Here is a 20,083-nt window from a genome sequence, read left to right as displayed (position 1 = left end):
GCGCCCACGGCCCACCGCCGGCGAGACCCTGCGGCCCGCGCCGATCGACCGGACCGCGCCGCCCGAAGCCCGCGCCGATCGACCGGACCGCGCCGCCTGACCGGCCCCCTCCACCTGGCGCCCGTGGCGGGGCACCCGCAGCATCGGATCATGGCCGACAGTGGCAAGTGGGCGGGGCCGGCGGGACGGGAAGCCGCGGCCCGTCACCTGCGCCGGGGCGTGGACGTCGTCCAGGACGTGAGCCGGCGCGGCGCCGAACTCCCCTGGCGGACCCTCGTGGCCTCGCTCGTCGTCCTCGCGGTGGTCTGCGGGGCCGGGATCAGTCTGTACTTCGACGAGCGCGACACCCGACAGCAGACGGTCGTCATCGGCCCCGAACAGGCCCCGGACCGCTTCGACGTCGACGCGGACATCCAGCTCACCGACCCCACGCTGCACCAGATCACCCTGCGGCTCACCGTCACCCCCGTCGGCCGCTACGAGGGCCCCGACGGCTACCCGACCCAGCCCCTCACCCTCCACACGAACACCACCGGGCAACAGGCGCTCAGCTTCGCCCCGGGCAGCGGGCTGTGGATGCGTGACATCGACCTGCCGCTCGCAGGCGGCACCTCGTCGGACTATCCCTTCGACCGCTACGCCGCCGAGTTCGCCTTCGCCGCAACCATCGGCGACTCGCCCGAGCGGGTGCCGCTCGTGCTGTGGTTCCACGACAGCGACCCGTACTTCACCTACAAGCCGGGCGCGGGCTCGTACCGGAGCCAGTCCGTCCACCTGCTCAGCGAGGTGAAGCGCTCACGCAGCACCTTCATCCTCGCCTGGTTCATGATCGCCGCCATGTGGGCGGTCGCCCTCGCGATCGTCACCGCCTGCTGGCTCGTCGTCGGCCAGCGCCGCGGCCTGTTGTGGCCCGCGCTCGGCTGGATGGCCGCCAGCCTCTTCGCCCTCGTCGGGCTGCGCAACGCGGCCCCCGGTTCACCCCCCAACGGCTGCCTGCTCGACTACCTCGCCTTCTACTGGGCCGAGGCCCTCATCGTCCTCAGCCTCACCGTTCTCGTGTTCCAGGGCATCCGCATCGAGCACCACCACGGGGGCCCCGTCACCGAAGGCCGACGGAACGGGTCGACGCGACGCACCCGGTCACCGCGCACGCGCACCGTCCCGGCCGGCCTCCGCCGTCGCCGCGACCGCTCCTGAGCCGTGGTCCGGTCGGCATCGCCCGAGTCGGGCATCGTCGGGCGGGGCATCGTCGGGTCGGGCATGGTGCGGACAACGACCGTCCGTCGGTCGGCGCGGGGCTCCGGCGCGGTCAGCAGAAGGACGTGCCCGACGGCGGGACGAAGGTCGCGGCGAGGGTGCCTTCGGCTTCGACCTTCACGTCCATGGCGCCGCGGCCCGCCGCGGTGAAGGAGGTCGGCATCTGCAGGTCGTCGGGAAGCTCGTCGATCGCGATGTCGTGCCCGACGTGGACGACCGACAGCGAGCCGCGGCACCCCGTCGAATCCGGCGGGACGCTGCCCTTGGCGATGCCGTCCCCCGGGCCGACCGAGAGGGACGGGCGGTCCATGAGCGTGTACCGGAACGCGTACGTGGGTGCCGTGGGGGACGTCCGGGACGAGCCGGCCGCGTCGCTCGCGCGGGTCATGTCCACCCAGAAGCGGCTGAGGCGCACCTCGACCGCCTCGCACGGACGCTCGATCTGCTCCGGGCGGAAGTTCAGCCCGTCCCCGTCGATGGTCAGGGCCTTGCTGCCGTAGGAACCGCTGGTGCTCTTCAACCCGGCGAGGTACCGGCCACGCTTCCCCGCGTCCATGGCCTTGGTGTCCACGCACTGCCCGCCCGCGTCCGCCGGGGCCGGAGTCGGGGAGGGACTGGAGGTCCGGGACGGGGACGGGGACGGGGTGGCTGTCGGGGAGGGGTCGGCGGACCGGCTCGCGGGGGATCCGGAGGCGGCCGGTGCGCCCTCCGAACAGCCCGCGACGGCGAGTAACACCAGGGAGACCACCGGAAGAACGGGTCGTGTCGAGCCGCGACGCATGTCTGCTCCAGCCGTGAGGACGGGGGATGTCGTGCCATGGGCCGCCATCGTCGCAGGAGTGGGGGCGGTCGTACGTCGGTACGCCGAAGCCGGTTGGCGGCTCAACTCCCGCCCCCTGCGCCGCGGTCGAACACACGGGCCGCCGACGTCAGGAGGGCGGCGAAGACGTTGCCCTGGCCCGCCCCCCGCCCCGGGGGGCCGTGTCGCTCAGGGGCGGGTGGCGGGCGCGTGCTCGAAGGCGGCGGCGACCGCGAGGAAGGCGTCGTTCTCCTCGGGGGAGCCGATCGAGACGCGGGCGCCGTCGCCCGCGAAGGGGCGGATCGCCACGCCCGCCTCCGCGCAGTGTCGGCCGAAGTCCAGGGTGCGTTCGCCGAGCGGAAGCCACACGAAGTTGGCCTCGCTCGGGGGCACGGGCAGGCCTTGGGCCAGCAGGGCCTCGCGGACCCGTTCGCGTTCCCGGGTGGTGGTCTCCACGCGGGCCATCAGTTCGGCCTCGGAGCGCAGTGCGGCGATCGCTGCGGCCTGCGCCACGCTGTTGACGCTGAAGGGGAGGAAGGCCTTGCGGATCGCCTCGATCGTCTCGCGGTGGCCCACCACGTAGCCGATGCGCAGGCCGGCGAGGCCGTAGGCCTTGGAGAAGGTGCGCAGGACCACCACGTTGGGCCGGCCGGTGCGGAGCGCGAGGCCGTCGGGGACCTCCCGGTCGCGGACGTACTCGTGGTAGGCCTCGTCGATGACCACCAGGCAGTCGGCGGGCACCCGGTCGAGGAAGCTTTCCAGTGCGGCCGCGTGGACCACGGACCCGGTCGGGTTGTTCGGGTTGCAGACGAAGATCAGGCGGGTCCGGTCGGTGATCGCGGCGGCCATCGCGTCGAGGTCGTGTGCCCCGTCGCGCAGGGGGACCTCGACGGGGGTGGCGCCCGAGAGGCGGGTCAGGATCGGGTACGCCTCGAAGGAGCGCCAGGCGTACATGACTTCGGCGCCGGGTTCGGCGACGGCTTCCAGGAGCATCTGGGAGACGCCGACCGAGCCGCAGCCGACGGCGATCTCGTCCTCGGCGACCCCGAAGCGCGCGGATATCTCGGCGGTCAGCGCGACGCAGTTGTTGTCGGGGTAGCGGTTGACGTCGAGGGCCGCCTCCTCGATGGCCTTGACCACGGCGGGGAGCGGCCCGTACGGCGACTCGTTCGCGGCAAGGGGGTACGAGCGGCCCTCGGGGGAGCGCACCGGCGGACCCGGCTTGAAGTTCACGAGTCGGTCGAGCACCGGGCGGAAGGTGGGTTCGGGCATGCGTGTTCTCTCCTTGTGGTGGTCGTCGGCCGGTCGGCGCGTGCCGTCAGCCGCGTACGGCCTTGCGGAGCGGCACGTCCGGGTCGGTGGCCAGGTCGAGGTCGAGCCGGCCGGCGTCGGTGATGAGGCGGCGGCCCTGCACCAGGTCGCGGGGGCGGTCGACGGTCAGGATGGCCTCCAGCCGGTCCCCGGTCAGCCACAGGACCGTCCAGGCGGGGTTGTCGGGCGAGCCCCGGAAGACCATCCGTTCCGCGGCCGGGTGGTGGCCCGCGTACTGGACCATGCGTCCGAACTGTTCGGACCAGAAGTAGGGCACGGTGTCGTGGGCGGCGTCGTGGCCCAGGAGCGTGGCGGCGGCGGTCTCGGGGGCGTTGAGGGCCGCGTCCCAGTGTTCGACGAGCAGCCGTCGGTCGTAGCGCCCCGACCACCAGGCGGCGCAGTCGCCGACCGCGACGACCTCGGGCCGGGAGGTCCGCAGCGCGGCGTCGACGAGGACGCCGCGCCCGACCTCGATCCCGGAGCCGTGGAGCCAGTCGACGTCGGGACGTACGCCGATGCCGGTGACGACGACGTCGGCGGCCAGGAACTCCCCGTGGTCGAGGGTCAGTCCGCCGTGGTCGACGGTGGTGACGCGCACGCCGCACCGGAGGTCGATGCCGGCCTCGGCGTACCAACCGGCGGTCAGCGCGCCGAGTTCCGGCCCGAGGGCCTCGGACAGCGGGGCGGCCGCGGCCTCGACGACGGTGACCCGGCAGCCCTTCGCGGCGGCGGCGGTCGCGACCTCGGCGCCGATCCAGCCGGCGCCGACGACGGCCACGCGCGCGCCCTCGACGAGTTCGGTACGCAGTGCCAGGGCGTCGTCCCGGGTCCGTACGACGTGCTGGGGGCCGTCGCCCGGCAGCCGGACGGGGCTCGCTCCCGTCGCGAGGACCAGGGCGTCGAACTCCAACGGGCCGCCGGTCGTCTCCAGGATCCCGCCGGGCCGGTCGGCGTGCGGTCGCAGGGCCTCGGCGCGGCGGCCGAGGAGCAGGGTGCAGCGGAGCTTGTCCCAGTCGGTGGGGAAGGCCGTGTCGTCGGTCTCCCCCGTCAGGACGCCCTTCGACAGCGGGGGCCGGTCGTAGGGGGCGTGGGTCTCGGCGCCGACGAGGGTGAGGTCGCCCTCGTAGCCCTGTGCGCGCAGCGCTTCGGCGGTGCGCAGGCCGGCGAGACCGCCGCCGACGACGATCACATGGCGCATGGTCGGACCTTCGGTTCTCGGGCGGTGGTGCCGGCGGCCGCGAGGGCGGTCGCCGGGGGTCCCGGCCGGGTGTCCGGCCGGGACGTGGGGCGGGGCGTGGGGTTCACTCGATGTCGAGCGCGTGGAGCATGGGGCGGAGCTTGGCGCAGGTCTCCGCGTACTCGGCCTCGGGGTCGGAGTCGGCGACCAGTCCGCAGCCCGCGTACAGGGAGGCGGTGTCGCCGTCGAGCAGGGCGGAGCGGATGGCGACCGCGAACTGGCCCTGGCCGGTGCGGTCGGCCCAGCCGACGGCTCCCGCGTACCAGCTGCGGTCGAGTCCCTCGTTGTCGGCGAGCCAGCTCAGGGCCGCCTCGCGGGGGTGGCCGCCGAGGGCCGGGGTGGGGTGGAGGCGCTCGACGAGGTCGAGGATGCCGGCCGGGGAGTCCTCGGCGAGCCGGCCGTGGACCTTGGTGGACAGGTGTTGGACGTTGGCGAGCTTGACCACGCGGGGCGGGGTCTCGGCGTCGACGTCGGCGCAGGAGTCGCCGAGCGCGTCGCGGAGCATCTGGACCACCACGTCGTGCTCGTGCTGGATCTTGGGGCTGTCGACCAGTTCGCGTTCGTGGGCCTCGTCCTGTTCGGGCGTGGCGCCGCGCGGGGTGGTGCCGGCCAGGCCGAGCGCGTGCACGGTGCGGTCCTCGACCCGTACGAGGTACTCGGGGGTGGCGCCGAGGAAGGTGCATCCGTCGTGGTCGACGGCGAAGACGGTGGTGCCGGGGTTGGCCGTGCGCAGCCTGCGCACGGCGTCCGGTACGTCGAAGGGCGTGGACGCGGTGACGCGCAACTCGCGTGCCAGGACCACCTTCTCGAACCCGCCGGCGCGGATCCGGCCGGTCGCGCGGCGGACCAGTTCCTTCCAGTCCTCGGCGGCCGGCAGCTCGACGGCGGTGTGGGCGCGGCCGGCCGGGGCGGTGGGCAGGTCCCAGGCGGGCTCGGGTTCCCACAGCAGGCAGGTGTCGGCGAAGGCGGCGAGTTCCTTGGCCCGCTGTTCGGGGTCGTCGTCGGGCGACAGGGCCGCGTTGAGGCGCAGTTCGGCGCGGGCGGGGGTCTCGGCGGCGCCGCGGGCGGGTGTCAGGCCGCGGATCTGCAGCGCGGGCACCCACATCAGGGCGTCGGGGAGGCGGCTGCCGCGCGGGTCGGCGGCGGCGAAGGCGAAGCCGCCGATGGCGAGCGGGCCTTCGCCCGATGCCGTGGAGGGGTCTGCGGCGCCGCCGCAGACCGGGTCGCGGACGAGTTCCGTCCAGCCGGCGCGGACGCTGTCCACCCGGTCGGCGCCGTGTCCGTCGAGGTCGTGGGCGCTGCCGAAGGCGACGACGGAGCCGCCGTCCCAGGCGGATTGCCACAGCAGCGAGCGTGTCGTGTGCAGGCGGGCGCGCTGCCAGATGTCGACGGCGGAGCCGAGCGAGAGGGGCTTGGCCCAACTGGCGAGCGTGGGGCGGCCCGTGTGACGGGCCCGGTCGGAGGCGAGCCGTAACGTGGCGAGCAGGCTCTCCAGGTCGTGGTGGTCGAGGGCGCGGCCGTACGGAGCGGCTTCGACCGGCGGGGTGAGCGCCAGGGTGGCCGCCGGCGCGGCGACCGCCGGCGCGCACGCCGGTTCGGCCGCCGGGGCGGTGCGGGAGTCCGGGGCGGTGCGGCTGTCCGGCACGGTGAGGGAGTCCGGCACGGTGAGGCTGTCCGGCGGGGTCAGGGACTGTGGCGCGGTCAGGGAGGGGGTCGCCATGCTCAGTACACCCCTTCGATGGCGGTCGGGCCGCCTTCGACGGTGAGCGGCTGGACGTCGGCCAAGCCGTCCTGGGGGTACTTCGACGTCGGGGTGACGCGGAGCACGGAGTCGCGCTCCAGGGTCCACGGCAGCAGCAGGTCGCGGGAGACGAGGCTGATCCGGGCCTGGCCGCGTTCGCCGTAGCCGACCTGGGTGTCGGTGCTGTCGGGGTCGACGACCGTCACCCGGCTGAACGGGTGGAACGGCACGAAGACACAGCGTTCCTCGTCGGGTTCGCCGGTGCGGGGACGCTGCGGGGCGATGCCCATCATGGTGTTGCCGTACAGCCCGACGACGGTGGCCTGCGGGAACAGCTCGTCCTCGAAGACGCTGAGGGTCTCGGGGCTGACGCTGGTGCCGGCCCAGATGATCCCGCGCACCTTGTCCTGGACGAGGTCGAGGAGTTTCTCGTCGGCGGCGATCGCCTCCAGGACCGGCGGGGTGGCGAAGAGCACGGAGACGGGCTGGGTGGCCAGGATGTCGTGGGCCTGCGCCAGGATGTGCTTGACGTAGCGGCCCGCCTCCTCGGCGCGGCCCTGCTTCACGCTGCTCTTGACCCAGCGCGGGTCGAAGTCGATGTAGTGGCAGAAGGTGCCGCGCTGGTGGGCCAGCAGGCCGACGGAGCGTCCGACGATGTGCGGGCCGGTGGGGCCGATGTGCAGCCAGTGGCCCTCGCCCTCGCCGGGGATGCCGTGGTCGGCGAGGACCTCGCTGACCCACAGGACGCCGTTGCGGCGCGATCGGGATTCGACGATGCGCTTGGGGCGGCCGGTGGTGCCGCCGCTGTCGAACACCTGGAAGTCCCAGCCCTCCCGGCCGATTCCGGCCGGGACGAGCGCGTCGACGGATATGTCCCGCCATTCCTCGCTGACGTCGGGGAAGAGGGCGAGGTCTTCCCAGGTCTTGACGTCCGTCAGCGGGTCGAAGTCCAGCGCCGCGGCGCGCTTCACCCAGTACGGGGAGCCGGTCGCGGGAGAGAAGTGCCATTGCATGGCGGCGCGGATGAACTCGTCCGGCGCGAGATCGGCGGTGAAGGGCTCGGCGGTGTCGTCCAGCATGTTCTTGTCTCCAGGAGGGGGCGGGTCAGACCGAGGCGAGGGAGTGCGCCCGCGTGGGCGCCATCGTCCGGCCGACGGCTTCCACGACGGGCGTGAGCCGGGTCATGACGTCGGCGAACTGTTCACCACTGAGCGCCTGCGCTCCGTCGCACATCGCGTTGCGCGCGTCCGTGTGGACGTCGATGATCAGGCCGTCGGCTCCGCAGGCCGCCGCGGCCAGGGACATCGGCGCGACCAGGTGGGGCTGTCCGGTGCTGTGACTGGGGTCGACGATCACCGGCAGGTGGGTGAGCCGCTTCGCCTCGGCCACGGCGCTGAGGTCCAGGGTGAACCGGGTGCTGCGGTCGTAGCTGCGGATGCCGCGCTCGCACAGGACGACGTCGCCGTTGCCCACGTGCAGCAGGTACTCGGCCGCGAGCAGCCACTCCTCGATGGTGGCCGACATGCCGCGCTTGAGGAGGACGGGCCGCCCGGAGGCGCCGGCCTCGCGGAGCAGCTCGAAGTTCTGCATGTTGCGGGTGCCGATCTGGAGCATGTCGCTCTCCTCGGCGACGAACTCGACGTCCTTCGGCGTGACGACCTCGGTGACGACGGGCAGGCCGGTGCGCTTGCGCTGCTCCGCGAGGAGGGTCAGGCCCGCGAGTCCCAGCCCTTGGAAGCTGTAGGGGGAAGTACGCGGTTTGAACGCGCCGCCGCGCAACATGACCGCGCCGCTTCCGACGACGGTGTCGACGGCCGCATTCATCTGGGTCACGTTTTCGACCGCGCACGGGCCGGCGATGACGACGAATTCCGGCCCGCCGAAGACGGCACTCGCGAGGGCACCCACCCGTACGTGGGTATTTTCCGGCCGGAAGACCCTGCTGGTCAGTCGCTGCACGCCCGGGACCACGACGACGCGCTCCACAGCCGGCAGTTTTTCGACAACAGAAATCAATTCGGAAGTTCCGGTTCCCTCACTGATGAGCATTGAGGAATCCATTACCGAACTCTCCATGGCAGACATTCCATGGACGTGAAGTCTTTCCTTCACGGATTCAATCTCTTCACGCGTGGCGTGCGGACGCAATACCACAATCACGATGATGCCTTCCATGGGATCAATCGCCGGGATTTCGCACTTCAGATTGCGGCGAGGCTAGCGCACAGATATTTGGACGAGCAACCCGCTAAAAATGGAGGCTACTGCTCCGTAACTCGTTTCAAGACAGTGGGCGTTCATGGCCAGAAACGTTCGTAGACAACGGGGTTGGGGCCCACACAAATGGAAGGGTTAAATCCATAAAGAAATGCCTGGCAGGCTGTAGTCCGGCCCCCCGCGCTGTGGTAGAAAGTCATGCCGCGGTGAAGGCGACAGCACACCCGGGACTTCCCCCTTTGGTCACTTAAGCGACATGGCTCACCGCCATTGCCTCGCCGACCGCTGTGCTAGCTTCCGCAATGTTCCCGCGAGAGCGGGAGCCGAGATGTACGCCGCTTGATCAATGGAGTAGATCGTGAAGATGATTGACATTAGCCAGGGCTGGCACGAGGGCATGCCCTCCTACGACGCCCCCTGGTACCCGAAATTCGGGATCCGCCGGGCCATGACCCCGGAGACGGACCCGGCCAAGGGCGGGCGGACATTCTCGGATCTGCAGATATTCCCGCACAACGGGACACACGTGGAGTCCGGCTACCACTTCTTCGAGGACCGCGAGAAGATCGACGAGGTCCCCCTGGAGACCTTCGTCGGCCGCGCGTGCGTGGCCGATCTGTCGCACAAGCGGGATCTGGATCCGGTCACCGGCGAGGACCTCGAGGAGGCGCTGCGCGACGTGTGGCAGCCCGGCGACCGGCTGCTCATCCGCACCGACCACCCGAACCGCTACCTGGGCCGCGAGGACTACTGGGACAAGCCCCCGTACCTCACGCTGTCGTCGGCCGACTGGATGGTCGAGAACGGCGCGACGCTCGTCGGCATGGACTGCATCACCGAGCGCCCCGACGACCGCAGCGGCCAGGTGCACCGTCGTCTGCTGGCCGCGGGCATCCCGATCCTGGAGAACATCCAGAGCCTCGACCAGATCACCAACCCGATCGTCCAGTTGATGGCGCTTCCGATCAAGGTCGCCGGTGTGGAGGCCGCCCCGTCGCGTGCCGTGGTCTTCGACGGATGGCAGTTCTGAGGCTCCCCCAGCCCCGAAACCGCCCGCAGGCACAGGGAGTTCGCATGACCGGCGGGTCCACGGCCGACGCCTCCACCGGGGCCGGGGCCGTGGGCTGCCCGCCCCGGGCGATCCGGACGGCCGGTCTCGCCCGGCCCGTACCCGAGGAGTTGGTCTGACATGACGCTCGCCATACCCGTGCTCCGGGACGGACGGGAGCGGACCTCCCGGGACACCCGCGTCCTGAACGGCGTCGACGGCGTCCCGCTCGCCACGGTCCACGAAGCGCCCGCCCTGGTGACGAGGTTGACCGTGAAGGCCATGCGCCAGGCGCCGCGCATGGCACCCGACGAGCGCCTGGCGGTGCTCGCCAAGGCCGGTGCCCTCTTCGGCTCGGCCACCCTGGGCGGGGTGACGCCCGAGGAGTACTGCCGGGTCCAGGCGCTGGCCTCCGGTGTCCCCGTCGATGTGGCCCGGCGGACGCTCGGCCGCATCGGCGACGACTGCGCGCGGCTCGGCGAGGTCGTCGACCGGCAGGCGCCGGTCGGGGCCGGTCGCACCGCCCGCTGGGTGCGCCGCGGCTCCGTCTTCGGCGTCGTGGCCCCCAGCAACCACCCGGCCACGCACGGCGCGTGGCTCCAGGCGATCGCCATGGGCTACAAGGTCCTGGTGCGCCCCGGGGCGCGCGACCCGTTCACCCCGCTGCGGCTGGTGCGGGCGCTGCTGGAGGCCGGTCTGGAACCGGGTTGGATCAGCCTGCTGCCCGGTCCCCACGCCGCCGCCGACACGCTCGTGGAGACCGCCGACCTGTCGCTGGTCTACGGCAGCGAGTCCACCGTGGCCCGGCTGCGCGGCAACGACCGGGTACTGGTCCGCGGCCCCGGCCGCAGCAAGATCCTCGTGGACGGTCCGCTCGACGAGGCGACCCTGGACCACCTGGTGGCCGAGATCGCGGCGGACGGCGGCGTGCGCTGCACGAACACCACCGCCGTCCTCACCTCGGGCGATCACCGGGCATTGGCCGAGGCGCTCGCGGAGCGGCTGGCCGCGCTCCCGGCCCACCCCGTCACCGACGACCGCGCGGTCCTGCCCGTCCGCCCGCGGCGGGAGGGGGAAGGCCTGCGGGCGGCCCTCGACCTGGCCGCGGCGGGTGCTCCGGACCTGGTCGCGCGTCACCACGAGGACGGTCCGCTGCCGCTCGTCGCGGCGGACGCGGTGGCGCTGCGGCCCGCCGTGATGTGCGTGGACCGCTCCGACCATCCGGGGTTGGCGACCGAACTCCCCTTCCCCTGCGTGTGGGTGGCGCCCTGGCGGCGCTCGGAGGGGGTGGGTCCGCTGGACGACTCGTTGGCCCTGACCCTGCTCACCGACGACGCCTCGCTCGTCTCCGAAGCCCTGGAGTCCCCCGGTGTCCGCACCGTGCTGCACGGCAGGGTCCCCGGCTGGTGGAAGGACCCGTTCCTGCCGCACGACGGGTATCTGGGGCAGTTCCTCAAAGAGGCACGTGGTTTCGCCGCGTCGTCGTGACACCCGCGGGCCCGCGCCCGGCCTTCCCCACGGCAATTCCGAACGTTCTGAGGTGACCGACATGTTTGCTGCCTGCCCTGACATCCCCATCGTGGTGCTGCCCGCGAACAACCTGGTGCGGGCCGCCGCCCGACCCGCCGAGCGGGTCGAGACGGCCCTGACCGCCGCGATCGAGCAGCTGACGCAGCTGCACGCCGCGCTGCTCGACCCCCGGGGGGCGAGCCCGGCCGCGAAGGCGGCCATGGACGCGGCGGTGGAGGGGGTCGGCCGGCTCGCCGCCGAGGCCCGCGTCGCCCCCATGGACGCCGCGGCGCTGACGCCGATCGTCCCCAACCACGAGTACTTCGGGGTCAGGACGGCGCCGATCGACGACGCCCGCCTCGTCTCCGAGGTGACGACGATCGTCGCGCGGGCGCTCACCGATCTGCGGGTGGCCCGGCTCGACCTCAACGACCAGGCAGCCGTGGTGCTGTCGATGGTCCGGATCCTGCGCGGTCTGCTCGCGGTCGACGGCGCCCCGGCCGCGCCGGGGTCGACCGGCGCGGAGGCGGCCGAGGTCGGCGCCCCGTACGTCGTGGGCTCGGACGAGCTGACCCGATGGGTCATCACCCACCACTTCTACTTCGTCCTGAACCTCGCGGCGGCCGACGCCGTCTCCCGGGCGATCACCGCCCTGAAGGCGATGGACCGCGACACCGCGCTCGCCGCCGTGGAGGAGGCCATCGTCCTCGTGCGCGGTTTCACCGCGGCGATGCTGCACTCCGGGGACATGTCGGCGGCCTGCTACGGCGCCGTGGTCCGGCCCACGATGGCCGCGCCCGCCTGCCCGGTCGCGCTGACCGGCCGTACCCAGCCCGAGCACAAGGCCTTCCGCAAGGCGATGCGGAACCTGATCAAGGTCTCCGCCGAGCCGTTCGCGAAGCTGGCCGCGACGGATCCGGAACTGGCCGCCGCGCGGGACGCGTTGCTGGAGGCCGACCTCCAGGACATCGAGAAGCACGTCATCGTCACCGCCAAGCTCGTCGGTGACGACCGCTCGATCGTGCAGGGCGAGGACTCCGAGAGCGCGATCGCCGTGCTGCGCACGATGCGGCACGCCCGCGCGGAGTCGTACCGCGACCTGATGCGGTTCGGCGACACGGTCACCCTCATCGGGGGCTGACCCATGGTTCCCACGACACCGCTCCCCCTGGAAGGTTCCGAGATGGCTCCGCGCATCGCCCTGCTGGGCGGCCGACCGAGTGTGTTGAAGTCCGCGTCCGACCTCGGTTGCGACGTGGTGCTGATCCAGACGCCGGGCGTGTACGACCCGGAGGCCGCCGCCGCGTTCTGCGTACAGGTCGTCGACACTCCGCTCGTCGACCAGGAAGCGGCGGTCGCAGCCGGTCGCAAGGTGTTCGCCGAGCAGCCGGTGGTGCGGTTCTTCTCGCCCGCCGAGCTGGGGCTGGTCGCCGCCGCCCGGTTGAACGAGGAATTCGGACTCGGCGGCAACTCGGTGGAGACCGTCCGGCTGCTCAAGGACAAGGCCGCGATGCGGCGACGGCTGGCCGAGGTGGGCCTCTCCCCCGTCCGTTTCCGTGTCGTGGAGAGCGAGGCGGAGCTGCTGGAGTTCGTCACCGAACTCGCGGGGCCGGTGATGATCAAGCCGTTGGACTACGGCGGCAGCCGCGACGTCCACCGGGTCGAGGGGCCCGACCGGGTCCCGGAGGTCTGGCGGACGGTCGAGGCGGTCGGGCGCAGCCGCATGCTGGCCGAGGAGTTCCTGTCCGGTCACGAGGTCAGCGTCGAGGGCTTCTCGCAGGACGGCGTCCATTCGGTCGTCGCGGTGACGGACAAGCTGCTGGGCGAGGGCGGGTCCGGGTTCATCGAGGCGGGCCACTCCGTCCCGGCCCGGGTGGACGAGGCGACCCGGCAGGGGATCGTGGACCTGACGGGGCGGCTGCTCGACGCGGTCGGTCTGGTCGAAGGGCCCTCGCACACCGAGATCATGATCACCGACGCGGGTCTGCGGATCATCGAGTCGCACAACCGCGCGGGCGGGGACAACATCCCCGAACTGGTGCGCCTGGCCTACGGCGTGGACCTGGTCCGGGCCGCGGTGGCGGTGCCGCTCGGCCTGGAGGCCTGGGACCCCGAGGTTCCCGAGGCCACTGCGGGCGCGGCGATCCGGTTCCTGCTCGCCGAGCCGGGGGTCGTGACCGACGTCGAGGTGCCCGCCGAGGTGGAGGAGGGCGTCACCCTGGGCGTCCAGGCCGTGCCCGGGACCGTGGTGCCCCCGCTCACCTGGTCCGTGGACCGGGTCTGCGGCCATGTGATCGCCGTCGGCGCCGATGCCGCCGAGGCCGTCGCCCGCTGCGAGAAGACGGTCGCCGCCATCGAGATCAGGACCAGGCCGGTCGGCTGACGCGGCTCCGTCACACGTCCACATCCACAGCTGAGGTAAGTAATGAGTGGTGACACCGTTCCCCGTACGGTCGTGATCGTCGACGCGTACGCGAGCGCACGCTGCCTGGCGCCGCTGTTCCGGGCCCGGGGCTACACCTGCGTCCACGTGCAGAGCACGCCCACGATTCCGCCCGCGTACGAACGGAGCTTCCGACCGGAGGACTTCGTCGTCAACATCGTCCACGACGGGGACGTCTCCCGGACGGCCGCGGCGATCGCCGCGCACGGCCCGAAGGGACTGGTGCCCGGCGTGGAGCGGGCCGTCGTCCTCGCCGACCGGCTGAGCGAGGAACTCGGCCTGCCGGGCAACGGGACCGCGCTGAGCGCGGCCCGCCGCGACAAGTACCGCATGATCGAGACGGTCAGGGAGGCCGGAGTCCCCGGCACCGACCAGGTGCTGGCCGCCGACCTGGACACCCTGCTGCGGTGGTACGAGAAGGCCGACGGCCGTGTGGTGCTCAAGCCGGTGAGCAGCGCGGGCAGCGACGGCGTCCACTTCTGCGACACCGTCGAGGAGGTGCGGGCGGCGTTCGACGCCCTGCTCGGCAGTACGAGCGCGCTGGACCAGGACAATCACGCGGTGCTGGCGCAGGAGTACCTCGTCGGCAGCGAGTACATCGTGAACACGGTGAGCCTGGACGGGCGGCACTACGTCAGCGACATCTGGAAGATGCACCACCTCAGCGCGAACGGCGTGCGGGACCTGCCCGCGGGCGCCGAGCTGATGACACGTCACGGGGTCGAGCAGGAACAGCTGGTGGAGCACACGCTGCTGGTGCTCGACGCCCTGGGCATCCGCAACGGCCCGGCGCACACCGAGTTGAAGCTGACGCCCCGGGGCCCGCGGCTGGTCGAGACGGGCACCCGTGTCTGCGGCGCCGACGTGCACGTGCCCGTCGAGGCGGCCATCGGCGAGAGCCAGCTGGACTGGACCGTCGACGCCTGCGTCGATCCCGAGCGGTTCGCGCAGCGGTGGGAGAGCGGCTACGAGCTGAACCGGCACGCCCGGGTCGTCAACATGGTCTCGCCCGCCGAGGGCCGGCTCGCCGGGTACCCGAGGATGGCCGAGCTGCGGGCGCTGGAGAGCTTCCACGACGTGCTGTTCCGCGTCACCCCCGGCAACCCGGTCTTCCGGTCCGTCGACGACTGGACGTTCCCGCTGCGGGTGTACCTGCTGCACGAGACCGCGAGCACCGTGGCCCGTGACGCGCTGACCGCGCGGTACATGGACGGGGACGGCTTCTACGACATCACCTGAGACGTCTTGGCCGGCGGTCACCTCCCGCCACCGCACCCCACTTTTGGAGATCCATGTCCTTCCTGCGCCCTCGGTTTCCCGGTGAGCGCGCCCTGGCCGCCGGGATCGCGATCGACGCGACCGGCAACGGGATGTACGTCCCGTTCAGCCTGGTGTTCTTCCTCCACGTCACCGGATTGCCGCTGGCGCTGATCGGCCTGGTGCTCACCGTCACCGGGCTGATCGGCATCGCCGCGCTGCCGGTGGCCGGCATCGCCGTCGACCGCTTCGGCGCGCGGAGGGTGCAGCTCTTCCTGTACGTCCTGCGCGGGCTCAGTTTCGCCTGCTTCCCGCTCGCCCACTCGCTGCCCGCCTTCGCCGCGGTGGCGATGCTCGCCGCGATCGGCACCCGGGCCTTCCCCGCCGCCCTCCAGGCCAGGATCGGGGAGCTCGTCGACGGGGAGAACCGGGACCGGATGCAGGCGCTCAGCCGCAGCCTCGGCAACGCCGGGCTGGGCGTGGGCACCCTGATCGCCTCGCTGCTCATCGCCACGTCGGGGGATTCCGGCTACATCGCCGCCGCCTTCCTGAACGCGGCGAGCTTCCTCGTCGCGGCGGTGTTGGCCGCGCGCACCCCGATCACCGTGCCGGCCGCCCGGTCCCGGGCCGACAAGCGCGGGGGGTACCGGCTGGTCGCCAAGGACCGCCCGTTCCTGACGCTGACCCTCGCGAACCTGTTGGTGGCGTTCGGCTACACCTCGCTCAGCGTGCTGTTGCCCGTGTACGCCGTCGACTGGCTGCACCTGCCGCAGGGGCTCACCGGTGTCGCGTTCGTCGTGAACACCGCGCTCTGCGCCACGGTCTCCGTGCCGGTCGCCGCGTTCGCCCGGCGCCGGTTCACGACCCGGACCCGGGCGGCGGCGGCCGGGGCGGCGCTCTTCGGGACCGGTTTCATCGGGCAGATCGTGCTCGGCACGCTGCGCCCGGAGAACGTGCAGGTGCTGTTGGCCGGGCTGCTGGCGGCCGTGATCGTCATGACGGTGGGCGAGATGGTGCACAGCACCTTCTCGGGCTCGCTGGCCCAGGCGGCGGCGCCGGAGGCACTGCGCGGGCGGTACCTCGCCGGGTACCAGCTGTCCTGGTCCCTGGCGTACGCCCTCGCGCCCACCGTGTTCACGGCCCTGATCACCCTCGACGGCCGGCTGCCCTGGGTGCTGGTCGCGTCCACGACCCTGCTGGGCGCCGGTCTGCTCCTGCGCGTCGAGCGCTCCCTGCGTCCGGACGTCGTCGCGTTTCCCGCGCCGCCCGTCGAGAGCAAGGCGGCTGCGGCGAGCCGCTGAACGCCGTGCCGGCCCCGGAGCCGGCACGGCCGATCGGCGCACGCCGGTCACCACCTGACAGCCAATCGACCCACATCGCACAGAAGTCAGAAAGAGGTTCGCATGGATCGCGTCGCCTTGACCGAGGAGTACCTGGCCGAGCTGGCCGGCGGCAACCTGAAGACGAGCGAGCTGCTGGGAGGGCTGCCGCAGAACAAGATCCTCAACAGCGACAAGCCCAACGGCATGGGCCAGTGGCTCTCGCGGCCCCTGTTCCTGGGCCGCGACGAGCACACCCGACTCGCGGGTGACCTGAACAACCTGCTGAACGCCCTGTCCAGCCTCCCCGACCGCCTCTTCGGCGGGGACTTCGCCGCGTTCGCGAGCGCGGGCGGCCTGAACGAGGTGCAGGTCGCCGCCGTCATGCGCAACCGGGGCGCGAGGATGACCCGCCAGACCCGGGCGGACCTGATCTGCGACGAGGCCGGCTTCAAGCTGCTGGAGTTGAACATCGGCAGCGCGGTCGGCGGCATGGACAACGTGGACGTGTGCCGCGAGCTGCTCGCGCACCCGGTGCTCGCGGAGTTCGCCGAGCGGCACGGGCTCACCTTCATGGACTCGCTGCGCGAGCAGGTCAACAACATCCTGGTGGAGAGCGGGTTCGCTCCCGGGGACCGGCCGGTGGTCGCCCTGACGGAGTGGCCGAGCGTCTTCGAGGACGAGATCCCGTACATGACGCAGCTGTGCGAGCGCTGGGGCGAACTGGGTCTGGACGCCTCCCCCTGCCACCTCGGGCAGTTGGAGGTGCGCGACGGTCGGGTGTGGCTCGGCGAGAAGCCGGTGGACATCATCGTGCGCACGTTCCTGATCCGGGACCTGCTGACCCCCGGGGCGGAGGAGCTCACCGCGCCGGTCTTCGACGCGGCGAACCGGGGCGAGGTCAAGATCTTCACCCCGCTGGACACCACCGCGTACGCCAGCAAGGGCGCCCTCGCGATGCTCTCGGACGAGAACAACCGCGGTCTGTTCAGCGCCGAGGAGCTGGCCAGTCTGGACCGCATCCTGCCGTGGACGCGGATGGTGCGGCCGGGTCTGGTGACCCTGGAGAACGGCGAGCGCGTCGACCTCGTCTCCTACGCCGTGGAGCACCAGGCGGACCTGGTGCTGAAGCCGACCTCCCTGTCCGGCGGCAAGGGGGTCGTGCTCGGCTGGTCCGACGACCTGACGCCCGAGCAGTGGCGGGAGCAGGTCGACCTGGCGCTGGAGAGCCCGTACGTCATCCAGCGCAGGATCCGCTCCGTCCTGGAGTCGGTGCCCGTGGACGAGGACGGCACGCTGGGTCGGTTCCGGCCGGTGTGGGGCGTGGTCACGGGTGTCAACGGCTTCACCGGCGCCAGTGTCCGGGCCATCCCGGAAGCCGCCGGGGACGTCGTGGTGAACGTGGTGAACGGGGCGCACGTGGGCGGCGTGCTCCACCAGACGGCCGAGTCCGGCGCCTGACCCGGCCTACCGGTCTCGTCGGCCCCCGGCTCCGTGGTGACACGGTGTCGGGGGCCTTCGCGTGCGGTGGGGCCGGTCGGTCGGGCCCCCTCCTCGGGGCGTCAGTCGCGGTCGGGGAAGAGGGTGTGCGGGCTGAGCAGGTGGTCGGGGTCCAGGGCCGCCTTCACGGAACGCATCACGGCGATGTCCGCGGCGGACCGGGTGAGGTGCAGGTGGCGGGACTTGGCCCGGCCGATCCCGTGTTCGGCGCTGATGCTGCCGCCGACGGCGGCGACGCGGCCGAGCACGGCCTCGGTGACCGCCTCCTCGTCGTCGGGCGCGACGTCGAGGAGGTTGACGTGCACGTTGCCCTCGGCCAGGTGGCCGAAGAGGTACGGCGTGGCCCGGCCGGCGAGCAGGGCGGGCAGGTCGGCGGCGAACGCGGGGAGGTCGGCGAGGGGGACGGTGACGTCCAGTTTCAGCGGGATCCCGGCGGCGTTCAGGGACTCGGTGTGCCGTTCGCGGTAGGCGGCGAGCCGGCGGCCGTCGGAGGCCGTCCGGGCGACGGCCACCTCCCGTGCGGGCGCCTTCTCCAGTGCGTCGGCGAGTTCCTCGGCCGGGTCGCGGCGGCCCGCGCACTCGACCAGCAGGTAGACGGGGTGGGTGGTGCGGAAGGGAGCGGGGAGTCCGCTCGTGGCCAGGACGAGGGCCAGGCCGTCGGCGGTGAAGAACTCGACCAGTTCGAGGGATTCGAGCCGGCGGAGGTCCGTCAGGAGGGTGACGGCGGCGTCGAGCGAGTCGAGGGCGAGCAGGGCGGTGACCCGTCGGGGCAGGTGCGGGACCAGCGCGAGTCGGGCCCGGGTGATGACGGCCAGGGTGCCCTCGCTGCCGACCAGCAGGCCCGTGAGGTCGTAGCCGGTGTTGTCCTTGGGGAGACCGGCCAGCCGGTCCAGGACGCTCCCGTCGGCCAGGACCGCCTCCAGTCCGACGACGTTGGCGCGTGTGGTGCCGTACCGCAGGACGCGTTCGCCGCCCGCGTTGGTGGCGATCATGCCGCCCAGGGTGGCCGAGTCCCGGGAGGCCAGGTCGACCCCGAACTCCAGCTCACGCGGGGCGACGTGCCGCCGCAGCGCGGCGAGGGGGACGCCCGCGCCGACCGTGACCCGGCGCGCGGCCACGTCGATCGGGCCGAGTGCGGTGAGGCGGCGCGTCGAGAGGACGACCTCGGTGCCGGAAGGGTCGGGGACCGAGCCGCCGACCAGGCTGGTGTTGCCGCCCTGCGGGACGATCGGGACGCCGGCGGCGTGGCACAGCCGCACCACCTCGACGACCTGGGCGGTGTCGGCGGGGCGCACCACCAGCCGGGACCGGCCGACCCAGCGGCCGGTGAAGTCGCTCTCGTGGGAGGCGCGCAGTGACGGGTCGGTGAGCACGTGGGCGTCCCCGACCACGGCCGAGAGGCGGGTGGCGAGCGGGTCGGGTTCCATGGGGGTCGGTCGGTCCTCTCGGGCCTGGGGGCGTGCCGATCAGGTGGGGGCGCCGGCGAGGATGGACTCCCCGACGGAGGTGCGGGCGTAGAGCACCGAGCGTCCGGCCCGGTGGGCGCTGACCAGGCCCGCGTCGCGCAGCGCCGTGAGGTACTGGGACACCCCGGCCGTGGATATGCCGGTGCGGTGGGCCAGTTCGGTGGTGGAGGCGGGGGCGTCCAGCTCGGTCAGCAGCAGGGTCCGTGAGCGGCCGAGCACGGCGGCGATGGCGTCGGTCCGGGCGACGGGCCGGGACTCCCACAGCGGGCCGATCCCCCGTGCCGGGTAGGCGAGTTGGGGCGGATCCGGCAGTCGTACCCGGGTCAGGACGCGGGGTCCGGCGAAGGCCGAGGGGACCAGCAGCAGGCCCGCGCCCGCCGTCTTGCGGGTCAGGGTCCGCTGCCTGCGGACCATCCGCAGGCCGTTGTCGACCCAACTCAGCGACACGTGGAGTTCGTTGAAGAGGCGTCCGGCGCCGTGCTCGGCGACCTGCCGGGCCCGGTGAAAGACGTCGGCTTCGAGCACGGTCCGGATCCGGGCCCAGTAGGGGGCGAGCGCCAGTTCCCAGTACGCCTCGATCTCCTCGCCGACGCGCGCCAACTGGGGCCGCGGCTCGGCGTACAGGGCCCGCAACCGGGGCCCGCGCGAGCTCATGTGCTTCTCCAGGTGGTCGAGGTCCTGGCGGACCCGGTCGTCCGGCTCCTCCCGGATCGCGGCCAGTTCCTCCGCGAGGGTGGGCGCCGCGCCGGGGGGCGCGGGGGTGAGGAAGTCGGGCAGGTAGCGCGCGGGCGGGATCAGCTCGGCGAGCCAGCCCCGGTCGAGGCCCGCCGCCTCGACGCGCGGCCGCACCTGTTCGATCCAGGGCCCGTGCACGGGGTGTGCGAGGCCGGATCGCAGGAGCCGGAAGCTGGTCACGACCTCCCACATCGGCGAGACGGCGAACCGCATCTGCGCCAGGTCACTTGCCGAGAACGCCAGT

The 20,083-nt window shown here is 72.5% G+C and carries 16 protein-coding genes; 8 read left to right on the top strand and 8 right to left on the bottom strand.

Translation table 11 applies throughout. The features are described 5' to 3' along the window. Positions 1-150: 150 nt before the first annotated feature. Complete coding sequence (locus tag OG906_RS36935) at positions 151-1,197, top strand: DUF4436 family protein (protein ID WP_329448683.1); 1,047 nt, start codon at positions 151-153, stop codon at positions 1,195-1,197. Between the two features lie 112 nt (positions 1,198-1,309). On the opposite strand, the gene OG906_RS36930 is transcribed toward OG906_RS36935, so the two are convergent. The 6 genes from OG906_RS36930 to aroF all read right to left on the bottom strand — a co-directional run bounded on the left by OG906_RS36930 (position 1,310) and on the right by aroF (position 8,520). Further along, positions 1,310-1,828 carry a hypothetical protein gene (locus OG906_RS36930; RefSeq protein ID WP_329448682.1) on the bottom strand — a complete coding sequence of 173 codons (519 nt, stop codon included), beginning with the start codon at positions 1,826-1,828 and terminating at the stop codon, positions 1,310-1,312. Positions 1,829-2,245: 417 nt separating this feature from the next. Continuing rightward, positions 2,246-3,328: a histidinol-phosphate transaminase gene (gene hisC, locus OG906_RS36925; protein ID WP_329448681.1), complete on the bottom strand. Its 1,083-nt coding sequence runs from the start codon at positions 3,326-3,328 to the stop codon at positions 2,246-2,248. A 46-nt stretch (positions 3,329-3,374) separates the two neighbouring features. Beyond that, positions 3,375-4,565, bottom strand: coding sequence for an NAD(P)/FAD-dependent oxidoreductase (locus OG906_RS36920; RefSeq protein ID WP_329448680.1), 1,191 nt, complete (start codon positions 4,563-4,565; stop codon positions 3,375-3,377). A 103-nt stretch (positions 4,566-4,668) separates the two neighbouring features. Then, positions 4,669-6,324, bottom strand: a complete 1,656-nt coding sequence (locus tag OG906_RS36915) for an isochorismate synthase (protein WP_329448679.1) — start codon at positions 6,322-6,324, stop codon at positions 4,669-4,671. A 2-nt stretch (positions 6,325-6,326) separates the two neighbouring features. After that, positions 6,327-7,424, bottom strand: a complete 1,098-nt coding sequence (locus OG906_RS36910; protein ID WP_329448678.1) for a phenazine biosynthesis protein — start codon at positions 7,422-7,424, stop codon at positions 6,327-6,329. 25 nt (positions 7,425-7,449) lie between these two features. Further along, positions 7,450-8,520 (bottom strand): 3-deoxy-7-phosphoheptulonate synthase, encoded by a 1,071-nt coding sequence (gene aroF, locus OG906_RS36905; protein ID WP_329448677.1) that lies wholly within the window; start codon positions 8,518-8,520, stop codon positions 7,450-7,452. 406 nt (positions 8,521-8,926) lie between these two features. On the opposite strand from aroF, the gene OG906_RS36900 reads away from it, so the two are divergent. From OG906_RS36900 to OG906_RS36870, 7 genes are all read left to right on the top strand, one after another. Then, positions 8,927-9,592: a cyclase family protein gene (locus OG906_RS36900; protein ID WP_267799784.1), complete on the top strand. Its 666-nt coding sequence runs from the start codon at positions 8,927-8,929 to the stop codon at positions 9,590-9,592. Positions 9,593-9,751: 159 nt separating this feature from the next. Next, positions 9,752-11,098, top strand: coding sequence for an aldehyde dehydrogenase family protein (locus tag OG906_RS36895; RefSeq protein WP_329448676.1), 1,347 nt, complete (start codon positions 9,752-9,754; stop codon positions 11,096-11,098). Between the two features lie 61 nt (positions 11,099-11,159). Beyond that, complete coding sequence (locus OG906_RS36890; RefSeq protein WP_329448945.1) at positions 11,160-12,260, top strand: hypothetical protein; 1,101 nt, start codon at positions 11,160-11,162, stop codon at positions 12,258-12,260. Between the two features lie 42 nt (positions 12,261-12,302). Further along, entirely contained in the window at positions 12,303-13,502 is a 1,200-nt protein-coding gene (locus OG906_RS36885; RefSeq protein ID WP_329448675.1) for an ATP-grasp domain-containing protein, read from the top strand. Between the two features lie 42 nt (positions 13,503-13,544). Beyond that, the gene (locus OG906_RS36880; RefSeq protein WP_267799738.1) at positions 13,545-14,801 is read left to right on the top strand and encodes an ATP-grasp domain-containing protein; all 1,257 of its coding nucleotides are present in this window, start codon (positions 13,545-13,547) and stop codon (positions 14,799-14,801) included. A 53-nt stretch (positions 14,802-14,854) separates the two neighbouring features. Next, the gene (locus OG906_RS36875; protein ID WP_267799739.1) at positions 14,855-16,120 is read left to right on the top strand and encodes an MFS transporter; all 1,266 of its coding nucleotides are present in this window, start codon (positions 14,855-14,857) and stop codon (positions 16,118-16,120) included. Positions 16,121-16,222: 102 nt separating this feature from the next. After that, positions 16,223-17,599: a hypothetical protein gene (locus OG906_RS36870; RefSeq protein WP_329448674.1), complete on the top strand. Its 1,377-nt coding sequence runs from the start codon at positions 16,223-16,225 to the stop codon at positions 17,597-17,599. Between the two features lie 101 nt (positions 17,600-17,700). On the opposite strand, the gene OG906_RS36865 is transcribed toward OG906_RS36870, so the two are convergent. Next, complete coding sequence (locus OG906_RS36865) at positions 17,701-19,065, bottom strand: FAD-binding oxidoreductase (protein WP_329448673.1); 1,365 nt, start codon at positions 19,063-19,065, stop codon at positions 17,701-17,703. A gap of 39 nt (positions 19,066-19,104) precedes the next feature. Further along, complete coding sequence (locus tag OG906_RS36860; RefSeq protein ID WP_443067500.1) at positions 19,105-20,082, bottom strand: ArsR family transcriptional regulator; 978 nt, start codon at positions 20,080-20,082, stop codon at positions 19,105-19,107. Between the last annotated feature and the right edge of the window lies 1 nt (position 20,083).

This window comes from Streptomyces sp. NBC_01426 (genome assembly GCF_036231985.1).
Taxonomy (GTDB): Bacteria; Actinomycetota; Actinomycetes; order Streptomycetales; family Streptomycetaceae; genus Streptomyces.
This window is presented reverse-complemented; position numbering and strand designations above follow the sequence as displayed.